This is a genomic window from Frankia sp. CcI156 (assembly GCF_001983015.1).
Taxonomy (GTDB): domain Bacteria; phylum Actinomycetota; class Actinomycetes; order Frankiales; family Frankiaceae; genus Frankia; species Frankia casuarinae.
Genome location: NZ_MOMD01000014.1, coordinates 1 through 24,919, shown reverse-complemented (window position 1 = coordinate 24,919; position 24,919 = coordinate 1). Strand labels below are relative to the sequence as shown.

21 protein-coding genes are annotated in these 24,919 nt (G+C 69.8%); 11 read left to right on the top strand and 10 right to left on the bottom strand.

Annotation, left to right across the window (positions count from 1 at the left end; translation table 11 throughout):
• Positions 1-142 precede the first annotated feature (142 nt).
• Together aspS and CcI156_RS06420 are read right to left on the bottom strand one after the other, a co-directional pair.
• Positions 143-1,993 (bottom strand): aspartate--tRNA ligase, encoded by a 1,851-nt coding sequence (gene aspS, locus CcI156_RS06425; protein WP_023839884.1) that lies wholly within the window; start codon positions 1,991-1,993, stop codon positions 143-145.
• Positions 1,994-2,183: 190 nt separating this feature from the next.
• Positions 2,184-2,570, bottom strand: coding sequence for a hypothetical protein (locus tag CcI156_RS06420; RefSeq protein ID WP_076804753.1), 387 nt, complete (start codon positions 2,568-2,570; stop codon positions 2,184-2,186).
• Positions 2,571-2,609: 39 nt separating this feature from the next.
• Here CcI156_RS06420 and CcI156_RS06415 point away from each other — a divergent pair, with 39 nt between their 5' ends.
• Both CcI156_RS06415 and CcI156_RS06410 read left to right on the top strand, forming a co-directional pair.
• Entirely contained in the window at positions 2,610-3,422 is an 813-nt protein-coding gene (locus CcI156_RS06415; protein WP_076804751.1) for a purine-nucleoside phosphorylase, read from the top strand.
• An 18-nt stretch (positions 3,423-3,440) separates the two neighbouring features.
• Positions 3,441-5,483 (top strand): phospho-sugar mutase, encoded by a 2,043-nt coding sequence (locus tag CcI156_RS06410; protein WP_076804749.1) that lies wholly within the window; start codon positions 3,441-3,443, stop codon positions 5,481-5,483.
• On the opposite strand, the gene upp is transcribed toward CcI156_RS06410, so the two are convergent.
• Positions 5,429-6,067 carry a uracil phosphoribosyltransferase gene (gene upp, locus CcI156_RS06405; protein WP_011435142.1) on the bottom strand — a complete coding sequence of 213 codons (639 nt, stop codon included), beginning with the start codon at positions 6,065-6,067 and terminating at the stop codon, positions 5,429-5,431. The two genes, CcI156_RS06410 and upp, sit on opposite strands and share 55 nt — an antisense overlap.
• A gap of 40 nt (positions 6,068-6,107) precedes the next feature.
• Between upp and deoC the strand changes: the two genes are divergently transcribed.
• Entirely contained in the window at positions 6,108-6,887 is a 780-nt protein-coding gene (gene deoC / locus CcI156_RS06400; protein WP_108913196.1) for a deoxyribose-phosphate aldolase, read from the top strand.
• Positions 6,888-6,989: 102 nt separating this feature from the next.
• On the opposite strand, the gene CcI156_RS06395 is transcribed toward deoC, so the two are convergent.
• The 4 genes from CcI156_RS06395 to CcI156_RS06380 all read right to left on the bottom strand — a co-directional run bounded on the left by CcI156_RS06395 (position 6,990) and on the right by CcI156_RS06380 (position 10,740).
• On the bottom strand, positions 6,990-7,580 hold the full coding sequence (locus tag CcI156_RS06395; protein ID WP_035730889.1) for a DNA-3-methyladenine glycosylase I: 591 nt from the start codon (positions 7,578-7,580) through the stop codon (positions 6,990-6,992).
• A 191-nt stretch (positions 7,581-7,771) separates the two neighbouring features.
• Entirely contained in the window at positions 7,772-8,872 is a 1,101-nt protein-coding gene (locus CcI156_RS06390; RefSeq protein WP_011435139.1) for an adenosine deaminase, read from the bottom strand.
• Positions 8,873-8,959: 87 nt separating this feature from the next.
• Positions 8,960-10,264 carry a thymidine phosphorylase gene (locus tag CcI156_RS06385; protein WP_076804747.1) on the bottom strand — a complete coding sequence of 435 codons (1,305 nt, stop codon included), beginning with the start codon at positions 10,262-10,264 and terminating at the stop codon, positions 8,960-8,962.
• Positions 10,261-10,740 carry a cytidine deaminase gene (locus CcI156_RS06380; RefSeq protein ID WP_011435137.1) on the bottom strand — a complete coding sequence of 160 codons (480 nt, stop codon included), beginning with the start codon at positions 10,738-10,740 and terminating at the stop codon, positions 10,261-10,263. The genes CcI156_RS06385 and CcI156_RS06380 overlap by 4 nt, the downstream gene beginning before the upstream one ends.
• A gap of 76 nt (positions 10,741-10,816) precedes the next feature.
• Between CcI156_RS06380 and CcI156_RS06375 the strand changes: the two genes are divergently transcribed.
• From CcI156_RS06375 to CcI156_RS06350, 6 genes are all read left to right on the top strand, one after another.
• A complete protein-coding gene (locus CcI156_RS06375) occupies positions 10,817-12,958 on the top strand; it encodes a serine/threonine-protein kinase (protein ID WP_076804863.1) in 2,142 nt (713 codons plus the stop codon).
• Positions 12,959-13,051: 93 nt separating this feature from the next.
• Entirely contained in the window at positions 13,052-15,076 is a 2,025-nt protein-coding gene (locus tag CcI156_RS06370) for a serine/threonine-protein kinase (RefSeq protein WP_011435135.1), read from the top strand.
• 250 nt (positions 15,077-15,326) lie between these two features.
• Positions 15,327-15,722 (top strand): succinate dehydrogenase, cytochrome b556 subunit, encoded by a 396-nt coding sequence (gene sdhC / locus CcI156_RS06365; RefSeq protein WP_011435134.1) that lies wholly within the window; start codon positions 15,327-15,329, stop codon positions 15,720-15,722.
• Positions 15,722-16,183: a succinate dehydrogenase hydrophobic membrane anchor subunit gene (locus tag CcI156_RS06360; RefSeq protein WP_011435133.1), complete on the top strand. Its 462-nt coding sequence runs from the start codon at positions 15,722-15,724 to the stop codon at positions 16,181-16,183. The genes sdhC and CcI156_RS06360 overlap by 1 nt, the downstream gene beginning before the upstream one ends.
• A gap of 48 nt (positions 16,184-16,231) precedes the next feature.
• A complete protein-coding gene (gene sdhA, locus CcI156_RS06355) occupies positions 16,232-17,986 on the top strand; it encodes a succinate dehydrogenase flavoprotein subunit (RefSeq protein WP_076804860.1) in 1,755 nt (584 codons plus the stop codon).
• A complete protein-coding gene (locus tag CcI156_RS06350) occupies positions 17,986-18,684 on the top strand; it encodes a succinate dehydrogenase iron-sulfur subunit (RefSeq protein ID WP_011435131.1) in 699 nt (232 codons plus the stop codon). Before sdhA ends, CcI156_RS06350 begins: the two co-directional genes overlap by 1 nt.
• A gap of 17 nt (positions 18,685-18,701) precedes the next feature.
• Here CcI156_RS06350 and CcI156_RS06345 read toward each other — a convergent pair whose 3' ends face one another.
• On the bottom strand, positions 18,702-20,921 hold the full coding sequence (locus CcI156_RS06345; protein WP_076804858.1) for a RecQ family ATP-dependent DNA helicase: 2,220 nt from the start codon (positions 20,919-20,921) through the stop codon (positions 18,702-18,704).
• 348 nt (positions 20,922-21,269) lie between these two features.
• Here CcI156_RS06345 and CcI156_RS06340 point away from each other — a divergent pair, with 348 nt between their 5' ends.
• The gene (locus CcI156_RS06340; RefSeq protein ID WP_011435129.1) at positions 21,270-22,034 is read left to right on the top strand and encodes an SDR family NAD(P)-dependent oxidoreductase; all 765 of its coding nucleotides are present in this window, start codon (positions 21,270-21,272) and stop codon (positions 22,032-22,034) included.
• 255 nt (positions 22,035-22,289) lie between these two features.
• On the opposite strand, the gene CcI156_RS06335 is transcribed toward CcI156_RS06340, so the two are convergent.
• Positions 22,290-22,565, bottom strand: a complete 276-nt coding sequence (locus CcI156_RS06335) for an SCO4848 family membrane protein (RefSeq protein WP_011435128.1) — start codon at positions 22,563-22,565, stop codon at positions 22,290-22,292.
• A 206-nt stretch (positions 22,566-22,771) separates the two neighbouring features.
• Here CcI156_RS06335 and CcI156_RS06330 point away from each other — a divergent pair, with 206 nt between their 5' ends.
• On the top strand, positions 22,772-23,032 hold the full coding sequence (locus CcI156_RS06330; RefSeq protein ID WP_035730898.1) for a hypothetical protein: 261 nt from the start codon (positions 22,772-22,774) through the stop codon (positions 23,030-23,032).
• 32 nt (positions 23,033-23,064) lie between these two features.
• Here the strand turns inward: CcI156_RS06330 and CcI156_RS06325 are convergent, their stop codons facing one another.
• Complete coding sequence (locus tag CcI156_RS06325) at positions 23,065-24,261, bottom strand: Fic family protein (RefSeq protein ID WP_076804746.1); 1,197 nt, start codon at positions 24,259-24,261, stop codon at positions 23,065-23,067.
• Positions 24,262-24,919 lie beyond the last annotated feature (658 nt).

Below are 24,919 nucleotides of genomic sequence, written 5' to 3'. Positions count from 1 at the left end.
TCGGCTCACGGGCAGCAGAAGGTGACTACCCCATTCGGCCCGTTCCTACCCCACCACCCCACCGGGGAAGCTGGCCAAAGGCCTGGTCGCGGCAATGCCCGGCCCCGACCACCGCACCGCTCATCGGCCAGGCCCGACGCACTCAGACGGCTACCGGGCCCTGCCCCTGTCCCGGTGCCGGTGCCGGTGCCGTGACCACCCGCACCCCCAGCTCACGCAGCTGACGATCGGTCACGGGCGTCGGGGCGCCCGTCAACGGGTCGAGTCCCGACTGGGTCTTGGGAAAGGCGATGACCTCCCGGATGTTCTCCTCACCGGCGAGGATCGCCACCAACCGGTCGATCCCCACCGCGAATCCGCCGTGCGGTGGTGCCCCGTAGCCAAAAGGGGTGAGGAAGAAGCCGAATCGAGCCTTCGCCTCCGCCGGCGAGATTCCGAGGATCCCGAAGATGCGCTGCTGGAGACCGCTCTCATGGATCCGGATCGAACCGGATCCGAGTTCCCAGCCGTTGAGCACCAGATCGTACGCCCGGCTACGCACCGCGAGCGGATCGGTCTCCAGCTTGTCCACATCGTCGGGGTGCGGACGGGTGAAGGGGTGATGCCCCGGCTTCGGCCGTCCGGTGCCAGGGTCCACCCCGACGAACAGCGGGAAGTCGACGACCCACACGAACCGCAACGGACCTTCGCCGGCCGGTGGGCGGCCCAGATCGTTGCGAAGCTGGCCGAGTACCTCGCAGGTGGTCGCCCACTCGTCGGCGACCAGGAGAAGAAGGTCTCCCGCCACCGCCGCGGTTGCCGCGACGATGCCGGCGAGTTCCTCGGCGGAGAGAAACTTCGCCACCGGGGACTCCAGTTCACCGCCGGGACCGACCCGCATCCAGACCAGGCCCTTCGCGCCCAGTCCCTTCGCCCGCGCGGTGAGATCGTCGAGCTTGCGCCGGTTGTGCGAGGCCGATCCGCCGGGTACGCGGATTCCCTTGACGGCCTCGGCCCCGGCGAACGCCTTGAAACCGCTACCCGCGAAGACCGCGGTCAGCTCTACGAGTTCCATGCCGAACCGCAGGTCCGGCTTGTCGACCCCGAAGCGGTTCATCGCCTCGTGCCAGGACATCCGCTCGATCGGCGGCACGGGGCCGCCGGTCACCGCCCGGGCCGCGGCCAAAACCGCCGCCGACGTCACGTCGAGCACGTCGTCCTGGTCCACGAAGCTCATCTCGAGGTCGAGCTGGGTGAACTCGTACTGCCGGTCGGCCCGTAGGTCCTCGTCGCGCAGGCACCGGGCGAACTGGAAATAGCGATCCGTCCCACCCACCATGAGCAGCTGCTTGAAAAGCTGGGGTGACTGCGGGAGGGCGTAAAAACTGCCTGGGAACTGGCGCGACGGAACGATGAACTCCCGTGCTCCCTCCGGGGTCGAGGGCATCAGCAGCGGCGTCTCGACCTCGACGAAGTCCAGCGGGGCAAGCGCCGAGCGCATCGCCGCAAGAACCGCCGAGCGGATCCGCAGGTTGCGCTGCATCCGGTCACGGCGCAGATCGAGATAGCGGTAGGCGAGACGAGTGGCCTCATCGACGGAGTCGGCTCGATCGTCCAGCGGGAACGGCGGCGGTGTCGCGACCGAGAGCACCTGCACCTCGCAGTCGCGTAGTTCGACCTCGCCCGTGGCCAGGGCGGGGTTCGCGGTCCCCTCCGGGCGGACGGCGACGGTACCGGTGATCCGCAATACGTACTCGGTCCGGACGTCGACCGAGCCGTCGACGACCGCCTGAATGATCCCGGAATGGTCACGCAGGTCGACGAAGGTCAGCGACTGGCCATGCTGACGGCGATGCGCCACCCAGCCACACACCGTCACGGTCTGGTCAACGTGATCCGATCGCAGATCACCGCACATATGTGTGCGCATGGCCGTGCGCTGCCGCCCGCCCGAGGTGGCGGCCCCCGCCACCGGGATCGGTAGCTCGCCGGTGGTCGACTGGGTCGTAGTCATCGATCCGTTGTTCCCATCGCAGTCTGGTCCGGCCCGCCGGGTACTTTTCTCGCCAGATGTGTGGCGATGTCACCGCGCCCGTCGCGGGATCCAGTCCTGACCCTATCGGCCGGTAACCGCGAGACCGCCGCTCCCGGCGGCCGCACGGGCCACACAGGCCGCACAGGCCGCACGGCGAGATCGTTCACTGTTAGCGCAGCGCGCGGATGAAACGGCTCGCCTCCCCGCGTAGCCGGGCCGGGATGCGCAGAACCTGACGGCCGCGGGGAGTGGTGAGCTCGACGGTGATCACATCTCCGTGCTTGACGCCTCGGGACGCCGTCACCTCACGACGGTCGAAGACGACGTCGAACCAGTCGCCCTCCCGCGGGAAGGGGGCGAGGACCAGCAGCCGCCGATCGGTCAGCACGATCCAGCGCGAGGCCCCGAACCGGTGTCCGACGAAGGATTCGACCTTCGCCRTGAACCGTCCGGGTCCGCTCGGGTCGGTGAGCCGACCGCGCAGCACGACCTCGGTGAACTCGCCGGACTCCAGGGGCACTGCCGGGAGACGACGGTGGGACGGTATCAGGGGCACGGGCGTCAGTGTCCTCCACACACCCCGTACAGTCGCCGGGTGAGGGCACAGGCGGACGRACCGAATGCGGCGGCCTCGGCCGCCACCCTGGCCGAGCTGACCGGAGCCGACCGGCACGACATCGCGATTGTGCTGGGATCGGGCTGGCCCCCGGCCGMCGATGTACTGTCCCGGCAGGCGACCGACGTCACCGAGGTCACGTTTACCCAACTCGGCGGCTTCCCCTCCAACACCGACGTTCCCGGGCACAAGCCGACCGCACGCTCCGTCCAGCTCGGCGACCGTCGCCTGTTGATCTATCTGGGTCGCGTGCATCCGTACGAGGGCCATGACCTGTCCCGGGTGGTCCACGCGGTCCGCCTGGCCTGTGYGGCCGGCGCGTCGACCGTCATACTGACGAACGCCGCCGGCGGTCTGCGCGCGGACATGTACGTCGGCCAGCCCGTCCTCGTCGCTGACCATCTGAACCTGACCGGCCGCTCGCCCCTGGTCGGCCCGGCGTTCACCGACCTGACCGACGCCTATTCCCCCCGGCTACGGACGCTTGCCCGCGAGGTCGATCCCACCCTGACCGAAGGGGTGTATGCGGGACTGCCCGGTCCGCACTTCGAGACACCCGCGGAGATCCGCATGCTGCGGCTCCTGGGAGCCGACCTGGTCGGCATGTCGACCGTGCACGAGACGATCGCGGCGCGGGCCGCCGGAGCGGAGGTGCTGGYCCTGTCCCTGGTCACCAACCTCGCGGCGGGGATGAGCGGCAAGCCGCTGGATCATCTCGAGGTGCTGACCGCGGGAGCCGCCGCCGCGGAACGCCTGGGTATCCTGCTCGCCGACATCGTCACCCGGCTGTAGGACCGCGGCGGAATCGCGATGCCGTCCGCGTCCCGACCCGGTCCGACGTCCCTGCCCGGCCCGACGTCCCTGCCCAGCCCGACGTCCCTGCCCAGCCCGACGTCCCTGCCCAGCCCGCTCGCCGAGCAGGTCGAGGCCTGGCTGAACGATGATCCGGATCCCGCCGACCGGGCCGAACTGGCCCGGCTGCGCGACGGCGCGGGTCACGATGCCACGCTGCTCGCGGAACTGACCACACGTTTCCACGGACCGCTGCGGTTCGGCACAGCCGGGTTGCGCGGGCCACTGCGCGCCKGTCCAGCCGGCATGAACACTGCCGTGGTGCGCCGCGCCGCCGCCGGACTCGCCACCTGGCTCACGAGCAGGGCACCACCAGCACCGGCACCACCAGCACCGGCGGCACCGAAGCCGGATCCGGCCACGGCCGGGAGCTCCATGAACGCCGCACCGGGCTCGGCCGCGGCCCCGAATTCCTCGACGGCGACCGTCGTCGTCGGCTACGACGCCCGGCATCGCAGCGAGGCGTTCGCCCTCGACAGCGCCCGGGTGTTCGCCGGTGCCGGATTGCGGGCGCTGGTACTCCCCGGGCCGCTACCCACTCCGGTGCTGGCCTTCGCCGTGCGCAGGCTGGGCGCGGACGCCGGCGTGATGGTCACGGCCAGCCACAATCCGGCCACCGACAACGGCTACAAGGTCTACCTGGGTGATGCTTCCTCTGACGCCGCGAGGGGAGCGCAGCTCGTGGCTCCGGCGGACCGTGAGATCGAAGGAATGATCGCGGCTGCCGGCCCCGCCCGGGCGATCCCACTCGCCGAGACCTGGCGGAGGCTCGATGCGGATGTCGTCGACGACTACATACACGCGGCGGCCACGGCCGGCCGGGCAGCCACCGCCACCGCCACCGCCACCGCCACAGCCACCGACCTACGCACAGACGTGACCACAGACCCGACGGCCCTGACCGTTGCGTACACCCCGTTGCACGGTGTCGGCGCAGGCGTTCTCGGCGCCGTGTTCACCGCCGCGGGTCTCGCCGCACCCAGGGTCGTCCACGAGCAGGCCGAACCCGATCCGGAGTTTCCGACAGTCCAGTGGCCGAACCCCGAGGAGGCGGGGGCGATGGACCGGGTTCTGGCGCTCGGCGAGCGCATCGACGCCGATCTGGTACTCGCCAACGATCCCGACGCCGACCGGTGCGCCGTCGCCGTCGGAKGGCGGGTACTCAGCGGCGACGAGGTCGGTCTGYTTCTCGCCGATCATGTCCTGCACTCCTGCCCCGGTCCGGTGGCGACCACCATCGTCAGCTCCTCCGGTCTGCGTGCGCTGGCCGCCGAGGTCGGCGTTCCTTACGCCGAGACGCTGACCGGATTCAAGTGGATCATGCGTGCGGACGCGCGGCTGGTCTTCGGCTACGAGGAGGCACTCGGCTACGCCGTCGCCCCGGAGCTGGTCCGCGACAAGGACGGCATCACCGCCGCCCTCGCCATCGCCCTGGTCGCCGCGCGGGCGAAGCAACGAGGCCGGACCTTGCCAGACCTGCTCGACGAGTTGTCCGCACGACTCGGTGTCCATCTCACGGGGCAACGCTCGGCGCGCTTCGACGACGTCACCCAGATCGACGAGACGATGCACCGCCTGCGGGCCCAGCCGCCGACCAGCCTCRCCGGGCGTCCCGTCACCGCGGTCCGTGACCTGCTGGCCGGTCCGCGGGACGGGGACGCACCGGCGGGAGGCATTCCCCCTCGACCCGCACGCCCCGTGGACCGCGCCGACGCGGCGCATCCGGTTCTGCCACCCGCCGACGTGCTCATGCTGTTCCTCGACGAGGACCGGGTGATCTTCCGCCCGAGCGGGACCGAACCCAAACTGAAGGTGTACCTCGAGACCGTGGAGCCGGTGCCGGGGCATGCCGTTGACGCGGTGCCCGCGGCTCGGGACCAGGCCGCGGCACGCCTGCTCCACCTGCATACGGCCGCGGGCAATCTGCTCGACGGACGCGACGGAGATCACATCTCGCCGAAGATCCGATCACCCGCGTCGCCGAGCCCGGGCACAATATAGGCCGTCTCGTTCAATCTCTCGTCGACCACGGCGGTCACAACGGTCAGGTCCGCCGTGCCGACCGCAGGGCCACCGGATTCCAGCGCCGCAAGGCCCTCCGGTGCTGCCACCACGGAGACCACGGTGACGCCCCGCGCCCCGCGGTCGGCGAGCAGCCGCAGACAGTGCAGGGCCGAACCGCCGGTGGCGAGCATCGGGTCGAGCAGCAGCACCGGGCGGCCGGCCAGATCGCTGGGCACCGCCTCCAGGTAGACCGTGGGTTCGAAGGTCGTCTCGTCGCGGGAGAGCCCGATGAACGCGGTGTGGGCGTCGGGAAGCAGGTTGAGCGCCGCCGGCAGCATGCCGAGCCCGGCCCGCAGCACCGGGACGACGACCGGCTCCGCGGCCAGCCGCACCCCGGAGGTCGTGGCCAGCGGAGTCGTGACGGCGACCGGCATCGTCGGCAGCGTACGGGTCGCCTCGTACACGAGCATCATCGCCAGGTCGTACAGGACGGGCCGGAACCGGGACCGAGGCGTGCGCTCGTCCCGCAGGACGGTCAGCGACGAGGCCGCGAGGGGATGGTCGACGATGTGCAGCTGCACGGAAGGACTCCTCGTACGCGAAGCCGGGCGATCGGCAATGATGCAACGTATGACAACGGCTCCGGCAGGATCGGACCGTCCCGGCGAGGAACCCGAGAAGTCCCCCTCCCGACCGGCCGCCGGCGCTCGCCCCACCCTGCGGCGCGCCGAGGTGGCCCGGATGGTCGACCACACACTGCTACAGCCGTCCGCCACCGGCGAGGAGATACTCGCGCTGTGCGGGGAGGCTGCCAAGCTGGGTGTCGGTGCCGTCTGTGTGGCGCCGACCCATGTCTACCTGGCCGCCGCGAGTACCCGACGGGACCGCGGTGAGGTCAGGCCGGCCTTCGGCGTCGCCTCTGTCATCGGCTTTCCGCACGGCACGCACCTGACCGTCATCAAGGCCGAGGAGGCGCGGCGGGCGGTCGCGGACGGCGCCACGGAGATCGACATGGTCATCGACATCGCCAACGCGATGGACGAGAACTGGCGAGCGATCGAGACCGAAATCACCGAGGTCCGGCTGTCGGTGCCGCCGGACGTCGTGCTCAAGGTCATCCTGGAGACGGCCCTGCTGCCGGACGAGAGCATCGGCGCCGCCTGCCGGGCAGCGGAGGCCGGCGGCGCCGAGTTCGTCAAGACCTCCACCGGTTTCCACCCGGCCGGCGGGGCCAGCGTGCGCGCAGTGCGGGCGATGGCGGCGGCCGTGGGTGGCCGGCTCGGCATCAAAGCCTCGGGCGGCATCCGCACCACCGAGAAGGCGATCGAGATGATCGAGGCCGGCGCGACCCGGCTCGGGCTGTCCGCCTCCGCGGATGTGCTCGCCGGCTTTCCCAGGTGACCGGCTTCCCCGGATGATCCGCCGGAGCTCCACCCAGCCCATCCGGCCGGTTCACGGCCACGGACTGAACCGCCGCCGACGGCCACAGCCGAGATCTGACGGCTAGCCCACGCCCCCCGCCACCCAGCAGCCAGACAGATGATCATCAACGAGCCCGCAGGCCTGCATCAGAGCATAGGCGGTGGTCGGACCGACGAAGACGAACCCGGCCGCGCGCAGCCCCTTGGCGAGCGCCACCGACTCGGGGGTCTTCGCCGGCACGTCGGCGAGGGTGGCCGGCGCCGCCCGCCCCGTCGGCTCCGGCTGGAACGACCAGATCAGCTCCTCCAGAGGATGGTCGAGCGTAAGGACGGCGCGGGCGTTGACGATCGTCGCCTCGATCTTGCGACGGTTTCGGACGATGCCGGCGTCGGCGAGCAACCGGTCGACATCCGCGGAACCGAACGCGGCCACGGCTGCCGGGTCGAATCCGGCGAACGCCGCCCGGAACGCCGACCGCTTGCGCAGGATCGTCAACCACGACAGGCCGGACTGGAACGCCTCCAGGGTCAGCCGCTCGAACAGACCGACCGTGTCCCTGACCGGACGCCCCCACTCGTAGTCGTGGTAGGCGACGTACTCCGGCGTGGACAGACCCCACGGGCATCGCGGGCAACCATCGGCTCCCACCACGACATCCGAGGCGGGCCTCACCGGGACATCCGAGGCGGGCCTCACCGGGACATCCGAGGCGGGCCTCACCGGGACATCCGAGGCGGGCCTCACCGGCCCGGACGTCCCGGACCCGGAGATCCCGCTACCGAGCAGATCGGGTTCAGCGCCCGGCGGACCGCCGCTCAGCGGACCACCGCTCAGTGGACCACCGCTCAGCGGACCACCGCTCATCAGGCTGACTCCGCGGAGACGAGCTCCGCATAGCCCGGCTTGATGACGTCGTTGATGAAATCGAGCCGCCGGTCGAAGGGCAGGAAGGCGGACTTCATCGCGTTGAGGGTAAGCCAGCGGATGTCGGACCAGCCGTAGCCGTTGACGTCCACGAGGGTCGCGAACTCACTCGACAGCGACACGCCGCTCATCAGCCTGTTGTCCGTGTTGACCGTGACCCGGAACTGCAGYCGGCGAAGCAGCCCGATGGGGTGCCGCTCGATGCTTGGCGCGGCTCCGGTGTGCACGTTCGACGAGGGACACATCTCCAGCGGCACCCGGACGTCGCGCACGTAGTTCGCGAGATCACCGAGGATCGCCTTACCGTCCGGATCGACCGTGATGTCATCGACGATGCGCACTGCGTGCCCCAGCCGATCGGCGTTGCACCACTGCACGGCCTCCCAGATCGACGGCAGGCCGAACGCCTCGCCCGCATGGATCGTGAAGTGGCCGTTCGCCCGCTGGATGTATTGGAAGGCATCCAGGTGACGGGTGGGCGGATTACCCGCCTCGGCGCCCGCGATGTCGAACCCGACCACGCCGGCATCGCGCCACCGGACCGCGAGCTGCGCGATCTCCAGCGAACGGGCCTGATGGCGCATCGCGGTGAGCAGGGCGCGAAGGTGCAGCGGTGTGCCGGCCGAACCGGCTCGGAACCCGTCAAGCACGGCCTCGACCACCGCGTCCAGGGACAGCCCGCGCTCGAGGTGCAGCTCGGGTGCGAACCGTACCTCGGCGTAGACGACGCCGTCGGCCGCGAGATCCTCCGCGCACTCCCGCGCCACCCGCATGATCGCATCCTGGGTCTGCATCACCCCCACCGTGTGCCGGAACGTCTCCAGGTAGCGGACGAGCGAACCGCTGTGCGCGCCGCCACGGAACCAGGTGCTCAGGGCGTGGACGTCCGTGGTCGGCAGATCGCGGTAACCGGTCTCGTCGGCGAGCTCTACCACCGTGGCCGGCCGGAGCCCGCCATCAAGATGATCATGAAGCAGTACCTTCGGTACCCGGCGGATATCCTCGACCGTGATCGTCGGGGACCGTGCGTCGTTCGTCATCATGTCCTCCGTCATCGTCTCGACGGTAGGCCACGGGTACGACAGAACAGCGACGGCACGATGACGACCCGGACCGCCGGGACCGGTTCAGCTGATGTGATCGAGGACAAGCGGTGTGCTCGGGGGCGGCGTCGCGGCGACCTCCACCGCTCCCGCCAGGGCCTCCCGGGCCCGCTCGACGCTGGCCGGGTCATCGGTGTGCAGTTCCAGCAACGGCTCGCCGGCCGTGACCGGGTCACCGATTCCCACCCGCCACCGCACGCCCGCCGTCGCGGAGACCGCGTCCTCCTTGCGGACCCGGCCCGCGCCAAGCCGCCAGGCCGCCAGGCCGACCGCTCGGGCGTCCAGGCGGTGGAGATGGCCGGTCGCCGGCGCGGGGACGGTCTCGACATGGCTCGCCGCCGGAAGCGGCGCGTCCGGATCGCCGCCCTGGGCCGCGACCATCGCCCGCCACACCGCAAAAGCGTCCCCGGCAGCCAGTACCTGCGCGGGATCATGAAGAGCACCGGACCGGTGGCCGAGTTCGGCGGCGACGAGGTCGATCATCACCCTGGCCAGCGCGACGGTGACCTCCACCAGATCCGCCGGCCCACCACCACGGAGGGTCTCCACGGCCTCGGCCACCTCCAGCGCATGCCCGGCGGTCCGGCCGAGGGGATGGTCCATCCCGGTCAGCAGGGCCTCGGTGCGGACCCCGGCGGCAACGCCGATCCGAACCATCGTCCGGGCGAGCTCACGGGCCTCATCCACCGACGTCATGAAGGCCCCGGAGCCGACCTTGACGTCCAGGACCAGCGCCGACGTGCCCTCGGCGATCTTCTTGCTCATGATCGACGATGCGATGAGCGGGATCGACTCGACGGTTCCGGTGACGTCCCGCAGCGCGTAGAGCCGGCGGTCGGCCGGGGCGAGGCCGGCACCCGCGGCGGCGATCACCGCACCCACCTYGGCGAGGAGCTCACGCATCCGGGCGGCCGACAGATCCGCCCGCCAGCCGGGGATCGCCTCCATCTTGTCCAGCGTTCCACCGGTGTGACCGAGCCCCCGCCCGGCGAGCTGTGGGACCGCGGCCCCACAGGCGGCGACCAGCGGCACCAGCACGAGCGAGACCTTGTCGCCGACCCCTCCGGTGGAGTGTTTGTCGACGGTGGGACGTCCCACACCGGTCAGATCCAGGCGCTCCCCACTGTCGATCATTGCGGCGGTCCAGCGGTCCAGCTCGGCGGGAGTCATCCCGCGCCACACCACCGCCATCAGGTACGCCGACATCTGCTCGTCGGCAACCAGACCCCGGGTGTAGGCGTCGACGAGCCAGTCGACGGCCCGGGGATCGACGGGTCGACCGTCCCGCTTGGCCCGGATCAGATCGACGACGTCGAAGCTTCCGCTCACGCGACACCCGGCAGATCGTGCGGTCCGAACGCTGCGGGGAGCAGGTCCGCGATGGTGCGCACGCCGTCGCCCATGGCGACGAGCAGATCCGGCCCGCCGTGCTCGTAGAGCAGCTGACGGCACCGTCCGCAGGGCGCCAACGGCGCACCGTCGGAGTCGACGCAAGCGAACGCCAGCAGCCGACCACCGCCTCTGGCGTGCAGCGCCGAGACGAGACCGCATTCGGCGCACAGCCCGAGGCCGTAGGACGCGTTCTCGACATTGCAGCCGACGACGATCCACGGGTCGTCACCGGTGGTACGTCCGGCGGCGTCCGGCAGATCCACGACCAGTGCGGCAGCACCAACCCGCAGACCCGAGTAGGGCGCGTAGGCACTCTGTGCGACACGGACAGCAGCGTTCCGCAACCGCTCCCAGTCTTTGTCGTTCACACTCCACCCCATGTCCGTGGTCCGTTCGGTCGCTGTCGCCAGCATGCCCGACCCCCCACGATCCGGCCACGATGTGATCCCATGGACGCGGGCCCCACCGGCGATCGGAAGGGACGACGGGATGGCAGGCGAGTCCCCGGACAATCCGGGTTCGGCCAGGGCGGTGACCCTCGTCGGGGGACGGTACCGGCTCGACGGGGTCATCGGACGCGGCGGATTCGGCGTCGTGCACCGGGCCACCGACGAGCTGCTCCAGCGCGTGGTTGCAGTCAAGGAAGTACGGCTGCCGCTCGGGGAGAACGCGGACGAACGCGGCCTGACCCGCGAGCGGGTCCTGCGCGAGGCGCGCGCCGCCGGTCGGCTGCATCATCCCGGTGCCGTCGCCGTCCTCGACGTCATCGACGATGGCGAGCTGCCCTGGATCATCATGGAATACGTTGACGGCCGGTCCCTCGCCACAATCATCAACGATCGCGGACCGCTGCCGGTCGAGGAGACGTGCCGGATCGGCATCAGCCTCGCCTACGCCCTGGAGGCCGCGCACCGGYTCGGCGTGGTGCACCGCGACGTCAAGCCGAGCAACGTGCTGGTGACCGCGGACGGCCGGGCCCGGCTGACCGACTTCGGCATCGCGGTCAGCCAGGGGGATCCCCGGCTTACCAGCACCGGGATGGTGATGGGCTCCCCCGCCTACCTGCCGCCGGAACGCGCCCGTGGCGATGCCGGCAGCGCCGCGGGTGACCGGTGGGGACTGGGCGCCACGCTGTTCACCACCGTCGAAGGTTACCCGCCCTTCACCGGCGGTGACCCGATTTCGGTGCTCGCCGCCCTGGTTCAGGGACGACGCCAGCCCTTCCGGCTGGCCGGACCGCTTATACCGGTGATCGACGACCTGATGGCCCCGCACGAGGCGAGCCGACCACCGCTCACCGTCGTACGCAGGCGACTGCGCGAGATAGTCGAACGAGATGCGGTCCGCCGGCCCTCGCGTCCTTCTCGGCCCACTCGCCCCCGCTCATCGACACGTACCACCTCCCCGGCCGCACGGGCCATACCGACCACACCGGCCGAGTCCGCCACCGAAGCCGTCCCCTCCGGCGACGTCACCGGGTTCCCGGAGACCGAGGTCCGGTCGGAGACCAGTGCCGTCTCCGGGATCAGTGCCGTCCCGGCACCGGTGGCCGCCCTGACCACGCCGGACACCGAGACGCGTCAGGACACCGAGACGCGTCAGGACACCGAGACGCGTCAGGACACCGAGACGCGTCAGGACACCGAGACGCGTCAGGAGGCCACGCCGTCGCGGACACCTCGGTCCCGTCCCACCGGGCCGTTGGAGCGCATGCACTCGATCGACCGGATGCGTGCCCTGGGCGGAATCCCGGCCCGGGCCCGGCTCATCGGCCGAGGGCACGGCAACGGTCTCACCGGCGGCGACGTCGAACTGGCTAATCTCTTCGCCACTGCCGCACCGGCCTCCCCGCCGTCGACCGCCCGGCTGCGGCCGGCGCCCGACGGGCCGGCGGGAATCGAGCCGGCAGGAATCGGGCCGGCGGAAGATCCGCCACGCGACCCCGGCGCCGGGGATCGACGTCGCGTGACCATCGCCGTGGCGACGCTCGTGGCGCTGGTCGCCGCCGCGATCATTGGCATCGTGATCGTGGTGACAGGGGGCCCGGACGACAGGAGCCGCGACACCTCGGCCAACCAGACCGGCGGCATCTCGTCGCCGAYCGGAGCCGGCGGGTCGGCCCTGGCGGATCCGGCGGCGGCCAGGGACCCCGTCGCCCGGGAAACCACCCCGGTTACGGGCCCGCCTGGCTGGGTGTCCTACGTCGATCCCACCGCCGGCTGGTCCGTGGCGTACCCCTCGGACTGGCAGCGCCGCGAGGGGCCCGGCGGACCCGGAAACGTCGACTTCGTGGACCCGGCTACCCGGTCCTTCCTACGTGTCGGTAGCGTCAGGCAGGCAAACACCTCTGCCATCGGCGACTGGCAACGCAACGAGGCCGGCTTCCGGCAGAGCGTGCGGGATTATCGGCAGATACGGCTGGCTCCCAGCGATGGTGGGGATGGCACCAACCAGGCCGACTGGGAGTTCGGGTACCGCGGGTCGGACGGGGTCATGGTGCATGTGCTCAACCGGGGTGCGATTCGCAACGGCCACGGATATGCCCTGTACTGGCATACCAGGGAGGATCTGTGGCTGCAGGATCAACCGTTGATGCGCCRGTTGTTCGCCACCTTCCGGCCCGGTCCGTGATGTCGGTCATCGATGGATTTGCGGTGCMCGTAGTGTTCGGAAAGATGCGGGCCGTCCGGCGCGCGCATCAGTCCATCTGTCAGACTTGACACGATGGCTAAATCKGCAAGCGTGCCCCCGGACACCTCCCGGCACGGCACACCTCGCTACGTAGCGCAACGCTACCGGCTCGACACGCCCATCGGGCGTGGTGGAGCCGGTGTCGTCTGGCGCGGTGAGGACGAACTACTCCAGCGTCCGGTCGCCATCAAAGAGATCCTCGTGCCGATGGCCGGCGCGCAGAACGAGCGCGACGCGATTCGGGCCCGGGTTCTTCGCGAGGCCCGCGCCCTGGCCAGGCTGCACAGTCCCGCCATCGTCTCGGTGTACGACGTGGTCGAGGAACATCAGCGGCACTGGATCATCATGGAACTCGTCGACGCGGACAGCCTCGGCGATGTGATCCGCAACCAGGGCCCGCTGCCTTTCGACCAGGTCGCCGCGATCGGGCTGGCGCTGACCGACGCGCTCGCCGCGGCTCATTCGGCGGGCGTGCTCCACCGCGACGTCAAGCCCGGGAACGTCCTGCTCGGGCGGGACGGCCGGGTGCGGCTCACCGACTTCGGCATCGCCGCGACCGAGGGCGACGTGACCCTGACCGGCACTGGGGCCCTGGTCGGTTCCCCGGCCTACATCGCTCCCGAGCGGGTCCGGGGCTCCTCCGGTACTCCCGCGAGCGACCTGTGGGGGCTCGGCGCGACGCTGTACTCGGCCGTCGAGGGTCAGCCTCCGTTCGAGGGCCCGGAGACCTACGCCGTACTGACCGCCGTGGTGGAGGGCCGCCGGCGGGCCTTCCGGCTAGCCGGTCCGTTGCGCAACCTGCTCAGTGACCTGATGGACCGGCCGGCCGAGGAGCGGCCCGACGTGACGGAGATCCGCCGGCGGCTGATCCCGATCGCGCGCAATGCGAATCCGGTACCGGCTTCGGTCATGCACGCCCGTCCTCGGACTGACGAGGAGACGGACGCGAGTTCCGTCGACGTCGGCCTGGAGAACCTCGACGACCCGGCCGAGCCGGCAGCAGGCGCCGGACCGGCCGCGGATTCCCGGTCGGGGTCGAGCGGCGGTGTCGCCGGGACCGCGGGAGTCCAGGCGGGCGAGGCAGCTTCGGCGGCCGTGGGAGACCAGGGGGCTGTCCCGGGCCCGGCGAACCGCCCGGCGTCCGCCGCCGCGCCGCCCGTCCCCGCTGACCGCGACGTCACCGTGGATCCCCTGCTCAACCCCCTTGGCGGGGCCGCCGTGGCGGCCGCGGGCGCTGCCGGGTCGCGCACCGGTCGTAGGGAACCCGACCGCGCCGGCCCATCGAACCGCGTGATCCCGCCGGATCGGACCACGCCGCAGAACCGCGCAGCACCGCCCGGCCGGACGCGGCCCGACCCCGACCACGACGCGCCGACCAGCATCGGGCTCAACAGCGTGGCGGGGCCTTCGGTGGACGACGACGTGACCCGCATCGGCGCGGTCACCCCCGTGTCGGCGACCTCCGACCTGGATCTGTTCGACGACGACAATCACGCCGCCGGACTGTTGCCCCTCGGCGAGGCCCGGCGCCGCGCCGAGCCTGCCCGCCACGACGGACACGGTCGCGGACCGGGCGACCCCCAGCGGCGTCGGCAGCGGACGATCGCGGTCGTGGCCGGAGCGGCCATGCTCGTGATGGGCGCGGCCATCGCCCTGACCGTCGGTCTGACCTCCGGCGGCTCGACCCCCGGGCCGAACGATGTCACCGCGCAGCAGACCACGCCACCGCCCATCGCGACCATCGCTTCATCCCCCCCGGCCGTGACTTCACGGTCCGCCGCGTCTGAGGTAGTCGCCCCGGACTCCCCGCGCTATACCCCCCGCCCCCGGCCGTCGTCGTCCGCGACCCCAACGACGACGCCGACGACGGAGACACCCACCCCGACTCCCCAGCCGAGCACCCAGGTTCAGACCTCCCCGCCGCCGACCCAGACACCACCCCCCAGGGTCACCCCCTCGCCGAGCCGGACGGCGCCGGCCTCTCCAGGGGGCACAACGCCGCCCGTCGTTTCGACGACGGCACCGGCGCCGACCGGAACCACCACCTTCGTGCCCTGACGACCCGGTCGAGGGACGGCTCGGGGAGCGGGCCGGCACCGGACGGCGCCGGAACCGGGGGTGGGGCGTCCCAGTGCCGCCTGTGGCCGAGTTCACCCGGACGCGCCCGGCCCGAACATGCCCTCCACCAGGCCCGGCACTAGCATCTGGGTGAGATGCACCATCGTCTCGACGATGTGTCGGGTCGCCAGAGCGCCCCCAGACATGACCTTTCCGGCCCATCGGCTGGGCCGATCCGGAGGAGCTTTCATTGCCGAAGGCACCAGCGGGCACGCTGTACCGCGGTCGAGAGGGTATGTGGTCCTGGGTGGCCCACCGGATCACCGGTGTCCTGGTCTTCTTCTTCCTCTTCGCCCACGTGCTCGACACCGCTCTCGTCCGGGTCTCCCCCACGTCGTACAACGAGGTGATCGAGGTCTACAAGAGCCCGATCGTCAACCTGCTCGAGGTCGGCCTGGTCGCGGCGGTGCTGTACCACGCCCTCAACGGCATCCGGATCATGTTGATCGACTTCTGGGAGTCCGGCCCGAGATACCAGAAGCAGATGCTGTACGTCGAGCTCGTCATCTTCGTCGTGCTGCTGGTTGCGGCCGCCTCCCGCATGCTGCTGCACACCTTCGAGACGCTGTTCGGGAGCACGACCTGATGACGACCGCTCCCCCCGGTGGCCCGGCGGGCCCGCGCGCGCCGGAACTCGTCGCGCCCCGCACCCCCGGGCTCTCCCGCCGGCGGGGGAAGCCGGGCAGCGCCAAGGCGCGCACCAACTTCGAGCTCTACGCCTGGGTATTCATGCGGGTCAGCGGCCTGCTGTTGTTCTTTCTGGTGCTCGGCCACCTGTTCATCATGAACATCCTCGACGGCGGGGTGCAGCGGGTGAACTTCGGATTCGTCGCCGGCCGCTGGGCGTCACCGTTCTGGCGCACCTGGGACCTGGTGATGCTGCTCCTGGCGGAGCTGCACGGCACCAACGGCCTGCGCACGATCATCAACGACTACGCCGGGCGGCCCCAGACCCGGTTCTGGCTGAAGACGCTACTCTATACCTCGGCGTTCCTGGTCGTCGCCCTCGGCACCCTCGTCATCTTCACCTTCGATCCCGACATCTGAACGCGCCGGTGATCCCGTGACCCCAGCATCGGACGGATGGAGGTAGGCGTGCAGGTCCACAGGTACGACGCAGTCATCGTCGGTGCGGGTGGAGCCGGCATGCGTGCCGCCATCGAGGCGGGCACCCGCTGCCGGACCGCCGTGCTCACCAAGCTCTATCCCACCCGCTCGCACACCGGCGCGGCGCAGGGCGGCATGTGTGCCGCCCTGGCCAACGTCGAGGAGGACAACTGGGAGTGGCACACCTTCGACACGATCAAGGGCGGTGACTACCTGGTCGACCAGGACGCCGCGGAAATCATGGCGAAGGAGGCCATCGACGCTGTCCTCGACCTGGAGAAGATGGGGCTGCCGTTCAACCGGACGCCCGAGGGTCGCATCGACMAGCGCCGGTTCGGCGGCCATACCCGCGACCACGGCAAGGCCCCGGTGCGCCGCTCCTGCTACGCGRCGGACCGCACCGGGCACATGATCCTGCAGACGCTGTACCAGCAGTGCGTCAAGCACGACATCGAGTTCTTCAACGAGTTCTACGTCCTCGACCTGCTACTACAGAAGGGCGCGGCGGCCGGGGTGGTCGCCTACGAGCTGAAGACCGGAGAGATCCACATCTTCCAGRCCAAGTCGGTGGTGTTCGCCACCGGCGGTTTCGGCAAGGTCTTCAAGGTCACCTCCAACGCGCACACACTGACCGGTGACGGAATGGGTCTGGCGTTCCGGCGGGGCATCCCGCTGGAGGACATGGAGTTCTTCCAGTTTCATCCGACCGGCATCTGGAAGATGGGGATTCTCCTCACCGAGGGTGCCCGCGGCGAGGGCGGAATCCTACGCAACAAGGACGGCGAACGCTTCATGGAGCGCTACGCCCCGACCATCAAGGACCTTGCGCCACGCGACATGGTGGCTCGCGCCATCTACACCGAGATCCGTGCCGGCCGCGGCTGCGGCCCGGACGCCGACCACGTCTACCTTGACCTCACCCACCTGCCGCCGGAGCACCTCGACGCAAAGCTGCCCGACATCACCGAGTTCGCTCGGACCTATCTCGGCATCGAACCGTACAACGACCCGATCCCGATCCAGCCGACGGCGCACTACGCGATGGGCGGCATCCCGACCAACGTGGACGCGCAGGTGCTCGCGGACAACGACACGGTCGTGCCCGGTCTGTACGCGGCCGGCGAGGTGGCGTGCGTGTCCGTGCATGGCGCGAACCGGCTGGGCACCAACTCGCTGCTCGACATCAACGTATTCGGCCGGCGGGCTGGCATCGCCGCCGCCGAGTATGCGAACGCGAACGCACAGCACGTCGACCTCCCGGAGAACCCGGCGTCGTTCGTCGAGGACCTGCTCGGGCGCCTGCGCGCGGGCGCCGGAACCGAGAACGCGGCCGCGATCCGGCGCGAACTGCAGGAGTCGATGGACGTCAACGCCTCGGTGTACCGGACGGAGGCGACGCTCAAGCAGGCGCTGAGCGACATCTCCGGCCTCAAGACGCGTTACCAGCGGGTGGGCGTGTCCGACCGGGGGCGTCGCTACAACACCGAACTGCTCGAAGCGGTGGAGCTCGGCTTCCTGCTGGACCTCGCCGAGGTCCTGGTCATCGGGGCGATGGCCCGCAACGAGTCCCGCGGCGGCCACTCCCGTGAGGACTACCCGAACCGGGACGACGTCAACTTCATGCGCCACACGATGGCCTACCGGTCGGGGCCGCTGGTGGYCGCCTCGCCGGAGGCGGAGATCCGCCTGGACTACAAGCCGGTTGTCATGACCCGCTACCAGCCGATGGAGCGCAAGTACTGATGACAGTCACCCTCAAGATCCGTCGCTACGACCCGGAGACGGTCGACGAGGCGCACTGGGAGAGCTACCAGGTGCCGTTCGATCCGAGCGACCGGCTGCTCGACGCAATCATGTGGGTCAAGTGGAACCTCGACGGGACGCTCGCCTTCCGCCGGTCCTGCGCGCACGGGGTGTGCGGCTCGGATGCGATGCGGGTCAACGGCGCYAACCGCCTCGCCTGCAAGGTGCTGGTGAAGGACCTCGGCTCGGAGATCACCATCGAACCGATCAAAGGTCTGCCGGTAGAGAAGGACCTCATCGTCGACATGGAACCGTTCTTCGACGCGTTCCGGGCAGTGAAGCCCTACCTGATCACGGACGACCACGAGCCGACCCGCGAGCGGCTGCAGTCCACCGAGGACCGGGCCCGCTTCGACGACACGACCAAGTGCATCATGTGCGCGGCGTGCACCACCGCGTGCCCGGTGTTCTGGACCGACGGCGACTACTTCGGCCCGCAGGCGATCGTCGCGGCCCACCGGTTCATCTTCGACAGCCGTGACTCCGGTACCGACGAGCGCCTGGAGATCCTCAACGAACGCGAGGGGGTCTGGCGTTGCCGGACCACCTTCAACTGCACCGACGCCTGTCCACGCGGCATCCAGGTGACCAAGGCCATCCAGGAAGTCAAGCGGGCGCTGTTGTTCCGCCGCGTCTGAGCCTTCCTCCCGGCCGGTCATGCGGTGTCCACCGCGAGCGCGAACGGCAGCACCGACGGCGCTCCGGCCTRCCGGAGCAGGCGAGCGGCGACCGTCATCGTCCAGCCGGTGACGATCCGATCATCGACGAGCAGCACCGGGCCGCCGAGCTCGCCCAGGGCGGCGGCAAGGGCCGGGGAGACCGTGAACGCATCCCACAGGCCGGCGAGCCGGTGCGCGCTGTTGTGCACCTGCCCGGTGTGCGGCCCGCCGGCGACCCGGTCGAGCTGCCCCAGCAGCGGCAGGCGTCCGATGGTGGAAATGCGCTCGGCGAGGCTCGCGATGAGCCGGGGCCGGCTGCGGGACGCGATCGACACGACGGCCACCGGCCGCCGCTGCCATCCCCAACCGGCGAGCGTTGCGACCACCGCCTCGACGAGATCGCCGGGAAGCGGGCCGTCGATGGCGCCGGGCACAGCGGCGCCGGGCACAGCGGCGCCGGGCACAGCGAGGGTGGCAGACGTGAACATCGGGCGCAGCCGGTTGCCCCAGCCCACATCGCTGAGTCGGGCGAGCGCCCGCCCGGGCTCGGCAGCGGCCGACGCCGGGATACGCCCGGCCAGGTCGACCCCGAGCCGGCCCATCCCAGTCGGCCACATCCGCCGCGGTTCGACCGGGACGCCCGCCCGGCGCAGCTCATCCCGGGCCCGCGTCCGCGAGGACTCCGAGACCGCGGACGACCACGACCGACCGGTGCACCGGTCACACCGCCCGCAGGCCGCCGCGTGGGGATCGTCGAGCTGCCGGCGCAGGAACTCCATCCGGCAGCCGGTCGTCACGATGTAGTCGAGCATCGCCTGCTGCTCCCGAGAGCGCGCCGCGGCGACACGCCGGTAACGCTCCTCGTCGTACAACCAGGGCTCACCGGTACTCACCCAGCCGCCCCTGACTCGCCGGACCGTCCCGTCGGTGTCGAGAACCTTCAGCATCTGGTCGAGTCGGCTGGGGCCGAGGTCGACGGACGCGAGCAACGCCTGGGTCGACAGCGGCCGGTCGGCGCCCGCGAGCACTCCGAGCACCCGGCGGACGACGTGCTCCGGCGGAAAAGAGGTGTCCGCGAAGTAGCGCCAGATGTCCCGGTCCTCAGCCGCCGGGAGGAGCACGACCTCGGCCGTGTCGAGMGCCCGGCCGGCCCGGCCGATCTGCTGGTAGTAGGAGATCGGCGACGACGGAGCTCCGATGTGGACGACGAAGCCGAGGTCCGGCTTGTCGAAGCCCATTCCGAGCGCGCTGGTGGCGATCAGCGCCTTGACCCGGTTCGCGAGCAGATCCTCCTCGGCGACGATGCGCTCGGCCGCCTCGATGCCACCGTGATAGGTGGCGACGGCATGACCCTGACCGCGCAGAAAGATGGTCAGCTCCTCCGCCGCCGCCTTCGTCAGCGTGTAGACGATCCCCGATCCGGGCAGCTCGCCGAGATGGTCGGCGAGCCAGCCGAACCGGTGCTCGGCCTGCGGCAGCGACACGACCGCGAGCCGCAGGCTCTCCCGATCGAGACTCCCGCGTAGCACCAACGTCCCGGCGGACGCCGGGCCGGCGGGAGCGGAGGTTCCGAGCTGCTCACTGACGTCCTCGACCACGCGGGTGTTGGCGGTGGCCGTCGTGGCCAGCACCGGGACCCGCGGACGCAGCCCGGCGACGAGAGTGCGCAGCCGCCGGTAGTCGGGCCGGAAGTCGTGCCCCCAGTCGGAGATGCAGTGCGCCTCGTCGATGACGAGCAACCCGGTGGTGGCGGCGAGCTCGGGCAGGTAGTCGTCCCGGAAGGTCGGATTGTTCAGCCGCTCCGGCCCGACGAGCAGCACGTCGAGCTCGCCCGACCGCAACGCCGCGTAGACCTCGTCCCACTCGGTCACGTTGCCGGAGTGAATCTCGCCGGCGCGGATGCCCAGCCTCGCCGCGGCCGCCGCCTGGTTGCGGATGAGCGCGAGCAACGGGGAGACGATCACCGTCGGAGCAGCGCGTCCCGCTGCGCCGCGGAGCAGTGCCGTGGCGAGGAAGTACACCGCCGACTTGCCCCAACCGGTGCGCTGGACGAGCAGCACCCGGCGCCGGTGGGTCACGAGCGCGTCGATGGCCTGCCACTGGTCCTCGCGCAGCGCCGCGGCCGGCCCGGCAAGCGCCCGCAGCAGCTCCTCCGCGCGCTCCCGCAGCCCACCGGGCCCCGGTTCCGCCGGGTCCGCCAGGCCCGCCGGGAACATCGGGCCCGGCCAGGCCTCCGCCCGATCCGGGGCATGCGCGACCGGCGACGCCGGGCCGGAAGCCCCCGGAAGCGCGGAGGTCGTCTCGTCTGCTGCCATGAGAGGTGTCTACCCGATGCCACCGACAAGATCGGATCGTCCCAGGTCACAGCGGGACGGAGTCACCGTGACGGCTCGGCAGATACCCGATCACGGTAGGCTTCGCCCGGCATGACCGGACAGTGCCTGTCGCCGGGTTCCACCGGTTCGTGCGGCCGGCCGCGGCACCCTCTTCCAGCCGCTCCAGGTAGGGCGCCTGACCACGCTGACTGACCCGGCGACTCGCCCACGACTCAGGAGCGCGTACACATGAGCGAACGGCTGGACGGCACCGTTGCCCTGGTGACCGGTGCRAGCAGCGGCATCGGTGAGGCGACCGCCCGCGAGCTGGCCCGGCACGGCGCCGCGATGGCGCTGGTCGCGCGGCGCGGCGACCGGCTCGAGCGCCTCGCCGCCGACATCACCGGCGCCGGCGGCACCGCCCTCCCCCTCCCGCTGGACATCACCGACCAGGCCCAGGCCGCCGACGCGGTGAAGCGCACCGTGGCGGAGCTCGGCCGGCTCGATACCGTCGTCAACAACGCCGGTATCATGCTGCCCGGGCCGATCCTCGACGCGCCGACCGAGGAGTGGGACCGGATGGTGGCCCTGAACCTGCAGGGCCTGCTGTACGTCACCCATGCGGCGCTGCCGCATCTGCTCACTGCCGCGGACGGCGGCCCCCGCCAGGTCGCGGACCTGGTGAACATCAGCTCGGTGGCGGGACGGCACGCCACCATGGGCGCCGGCATCTACAACCTCACCAAGTTCGGGGTGAACGCGTTCACCGAGTCGCTGCGCCAAGAGGTCACCGCCCGGCACGTGCGCGTCTCGGTGGTCGAACCGGGCTCCGTCGAGACCGAGCTGAGGTCCCATATCCGCGAGGAGATCCGGAATATCGTCATGCGCCGCATCGCCGACATCGAGCCGATGCAGTCCGAGGACATCGCGGACGCCGTTGCCTACATCGTCACCCGGCCGCGGCGGGTCGCGATCAACGAACTGCTCATGCGGCCCACCGAGCAGGTCGGCTGACACCGCGTCGCGCGGGAACCCCTGGCGCCGGACTGGTCGGGCGTGTCCCGGATTTTCCGGGACACGCCGCTCCGCGCCCCCGGAGTGGGCCCACGCGCTCAATCACTCAATTGGGACTCGGTGCGACCACACACGACGATCAACGCGAAGCAGCCGCGCAGGTCAGCCCCTGTTTCCCAACGCCAGGAGAATCACACGACGTAGAGCCGATCATGAAACGGAGYGGTTTCGAAGACTACCGCCGCTTTCGGCATGTCAACGACCCGAATTGATCAGCCGCCTGGATGAGGCATCATCACCGGTATCGCCATGGCGGACGGCCCGTGCGCCGCGGATGCCGAGCCAGCCAACGACGGAGCCGATGGCGAGGGAAGCGACAGTCAGGACCAGGTGGACCGTGAAGAAGCCAGTCGGGCCGTCGTCCCAGGAACGATCATCCTTCCACACGTTCCGCAGGAAATTTGGCCAGATGGCCCACGTCCAGACGCCGACCGCGATCAAGAACCAGGACGCACGCTTCGACAGAGTCACCTCACCAGCCTCGCACTCACAGGCGCCGTGGCCTCTCCGTGGGCGCGCGATTTCAGCCACGTTGATCGACCATAGGGTGAGATGGCAGCCAGATTTTCGACGACCAGCTGCCGAACCGTTCTTGGGCGAGGGGACCACATGGGCCCACCCCGGGGCAAGATGATCGACGGAGGGTAGGGCGGGTGAACCRAAGTTACGATGTCGCCATGACGGAGATGCCGCTCCCACCCGATGACCAACTTGCCGAGGTCGTCCGAGAGGCTGCCGCATCTGGTCAGGTCGTCTACCTGACGGACAAGGGCCAGCGGCTGGCCGCCATCGTGCCGGCCGGTCTCGCCGAACTCCTCGAACGGGGCGAGACGACCAACGGACGGCGCGTGCTCGGCGCCCGGGGCGCAGGCCACAGCGGCCGGCAGGACATCTCCGAACGCATGGAGGAGATCCTCTCCAACGAGGTGGCGTCATAGCCCTCGTAGTCGACGCCGGTACCGGCGAACCCTCAGCGGCCCGATTGGGCCCGTAGCACTGAGGTGACCTCCACCGCCTCAAAGACACGACCATAGCTTCGCCCGGTACGTTCCCGCAGAATTTCCAGCTCCACAAGCCTGGCGACGGCGTTGCTCGCCGCCTGCAAAGTCCTCCCGGTATCTTCACTGACCGAACGCACCGTGACAAACGGACTCCCGATCAGCCCGTCGATGATATCGCGGACCAACCCACCGGTCAGACCCGCCACCTTGAGTCGTCGCACGTATTCGGCCTGGAGACCGAGGAGGTCGTCGACTGTCCGAATAGTCCGCTCACAGGACTCGACCAGACCTTCGGAGAAGAACGAGATCCAGCCGTCCCAGTCTCCCGTTGCGCTAACTTCCCTCAAATGGTCCTGGTACTCTTCCCGACGCACCTCGAACCAGGGCGACACAGCCAGCAACGGCTCCGAGAGTATCCCCTTCCAACAAAGATCGAGGACCACGAGAAGCCGCCCGATTCTGCCGTTTCCATCGTTGAATGGATGAAGAGTCTCGAACTGATAGTGCGCCATCGCCGCAGCCACGACCGGGTCAATGGACTTCGAATCCACGGTGATCCAGTCCAGCAGATCACGTACAGCCGCGTCCAGTTCCAGTCCGGGCGGCGACKGGACGAAGCGAGCGGTGTCGATCGCACCACCGCGGCTTCCGATCGCAACCTGAATCGAGCGGATCCTCCCCGCATCACGGGTGTCCGCAGGAGTTCCACGCACGAGATCTCGATGCACCTGACAAAGCGCGGCTACGGTGAGTGGGCGACCATCGCCTATCCACGCGAAGGCCGCCTCCGCCGCCCGGACATAGTTGAGGACCTCCCGAACCTCCTCGCTCTGCGAGGTCGGCTCTGTGACCTCAGCCGCAAGCAMGTCCTCCAGGGGAGCGAAGGTCCCCTCCAACGCGGACGTGCTCTGCGCCTCCGTCCGAAGCGTGGGTTGCAGTAGCAAGGCGGGCTCAGGAATCTGTCGACCAGCCTGATCGAGACGACCGAGAGCGCGCCCCGCGCGGGCCACGTTCCGCCACGTCCCTCCCGCCAGCGCCGGCTCGGCGCCCGCCAGCGGGTCCGGCTGGAAGGCCACATGTTCGTACGCGACGCCCGACCGCCCGTCAGTTCCAGTGATCTTGACGAGATGTCCAGTAGKGCTGCGCTCGAACCGATCCCGATCCACAATCCAAGTCTACGGGCAAGAACTTGAAATCTTCCCACGCGGCTCCAAGTCCGCTTGCAGAGCCCGTCCCAGCGCCACCCCGCCGACCCATCGCACGACATGCCCTTGACTCGCCTCGGTCCGAGCACAGGCCGTCGCCAAAACCACCCCATCCGTCACTGACTGCGATACGGCGGGCTGGAGTACCTAGGTCATGAGTGAAGGCTCTACAAATTTGGCCGTTGCAAGTCGGGTTGTGTACACGGTCGCTTGGCGCCCAAGCGCCCCTGAGTCACACGTCCCGTACGGGGCCTGCGCACGGGATCGGCGCTTATCTCGTCTCGCTACCCCGACCCCCGCAGTAGCTTCCCATTCAAGATCCAATCCAGGAAGAGATTGATTGGCGTCAATCCTGAACAGATCACGTGAAGTGCCGAAATCGAGAAAATATCGCATTCCATTGTCGTAGACACACGAAAGCCCTCGACTCGCGAACGGTAGAAGAAAATCTGCGTTTGCTCCTACGTGCGAAACGGTAAGACTAGACGGTATTTACCGAGCCCTGCACTTCCRTCAGCAAAAGCCGAAGAGTCAGGCTGTGCTTTTCGGGTGGGAGCCGACAGGGTGACCCGCAAAGTCATTGATGCAGGTCAGCGGGGTTGTCGAGAGTGAGGATGGC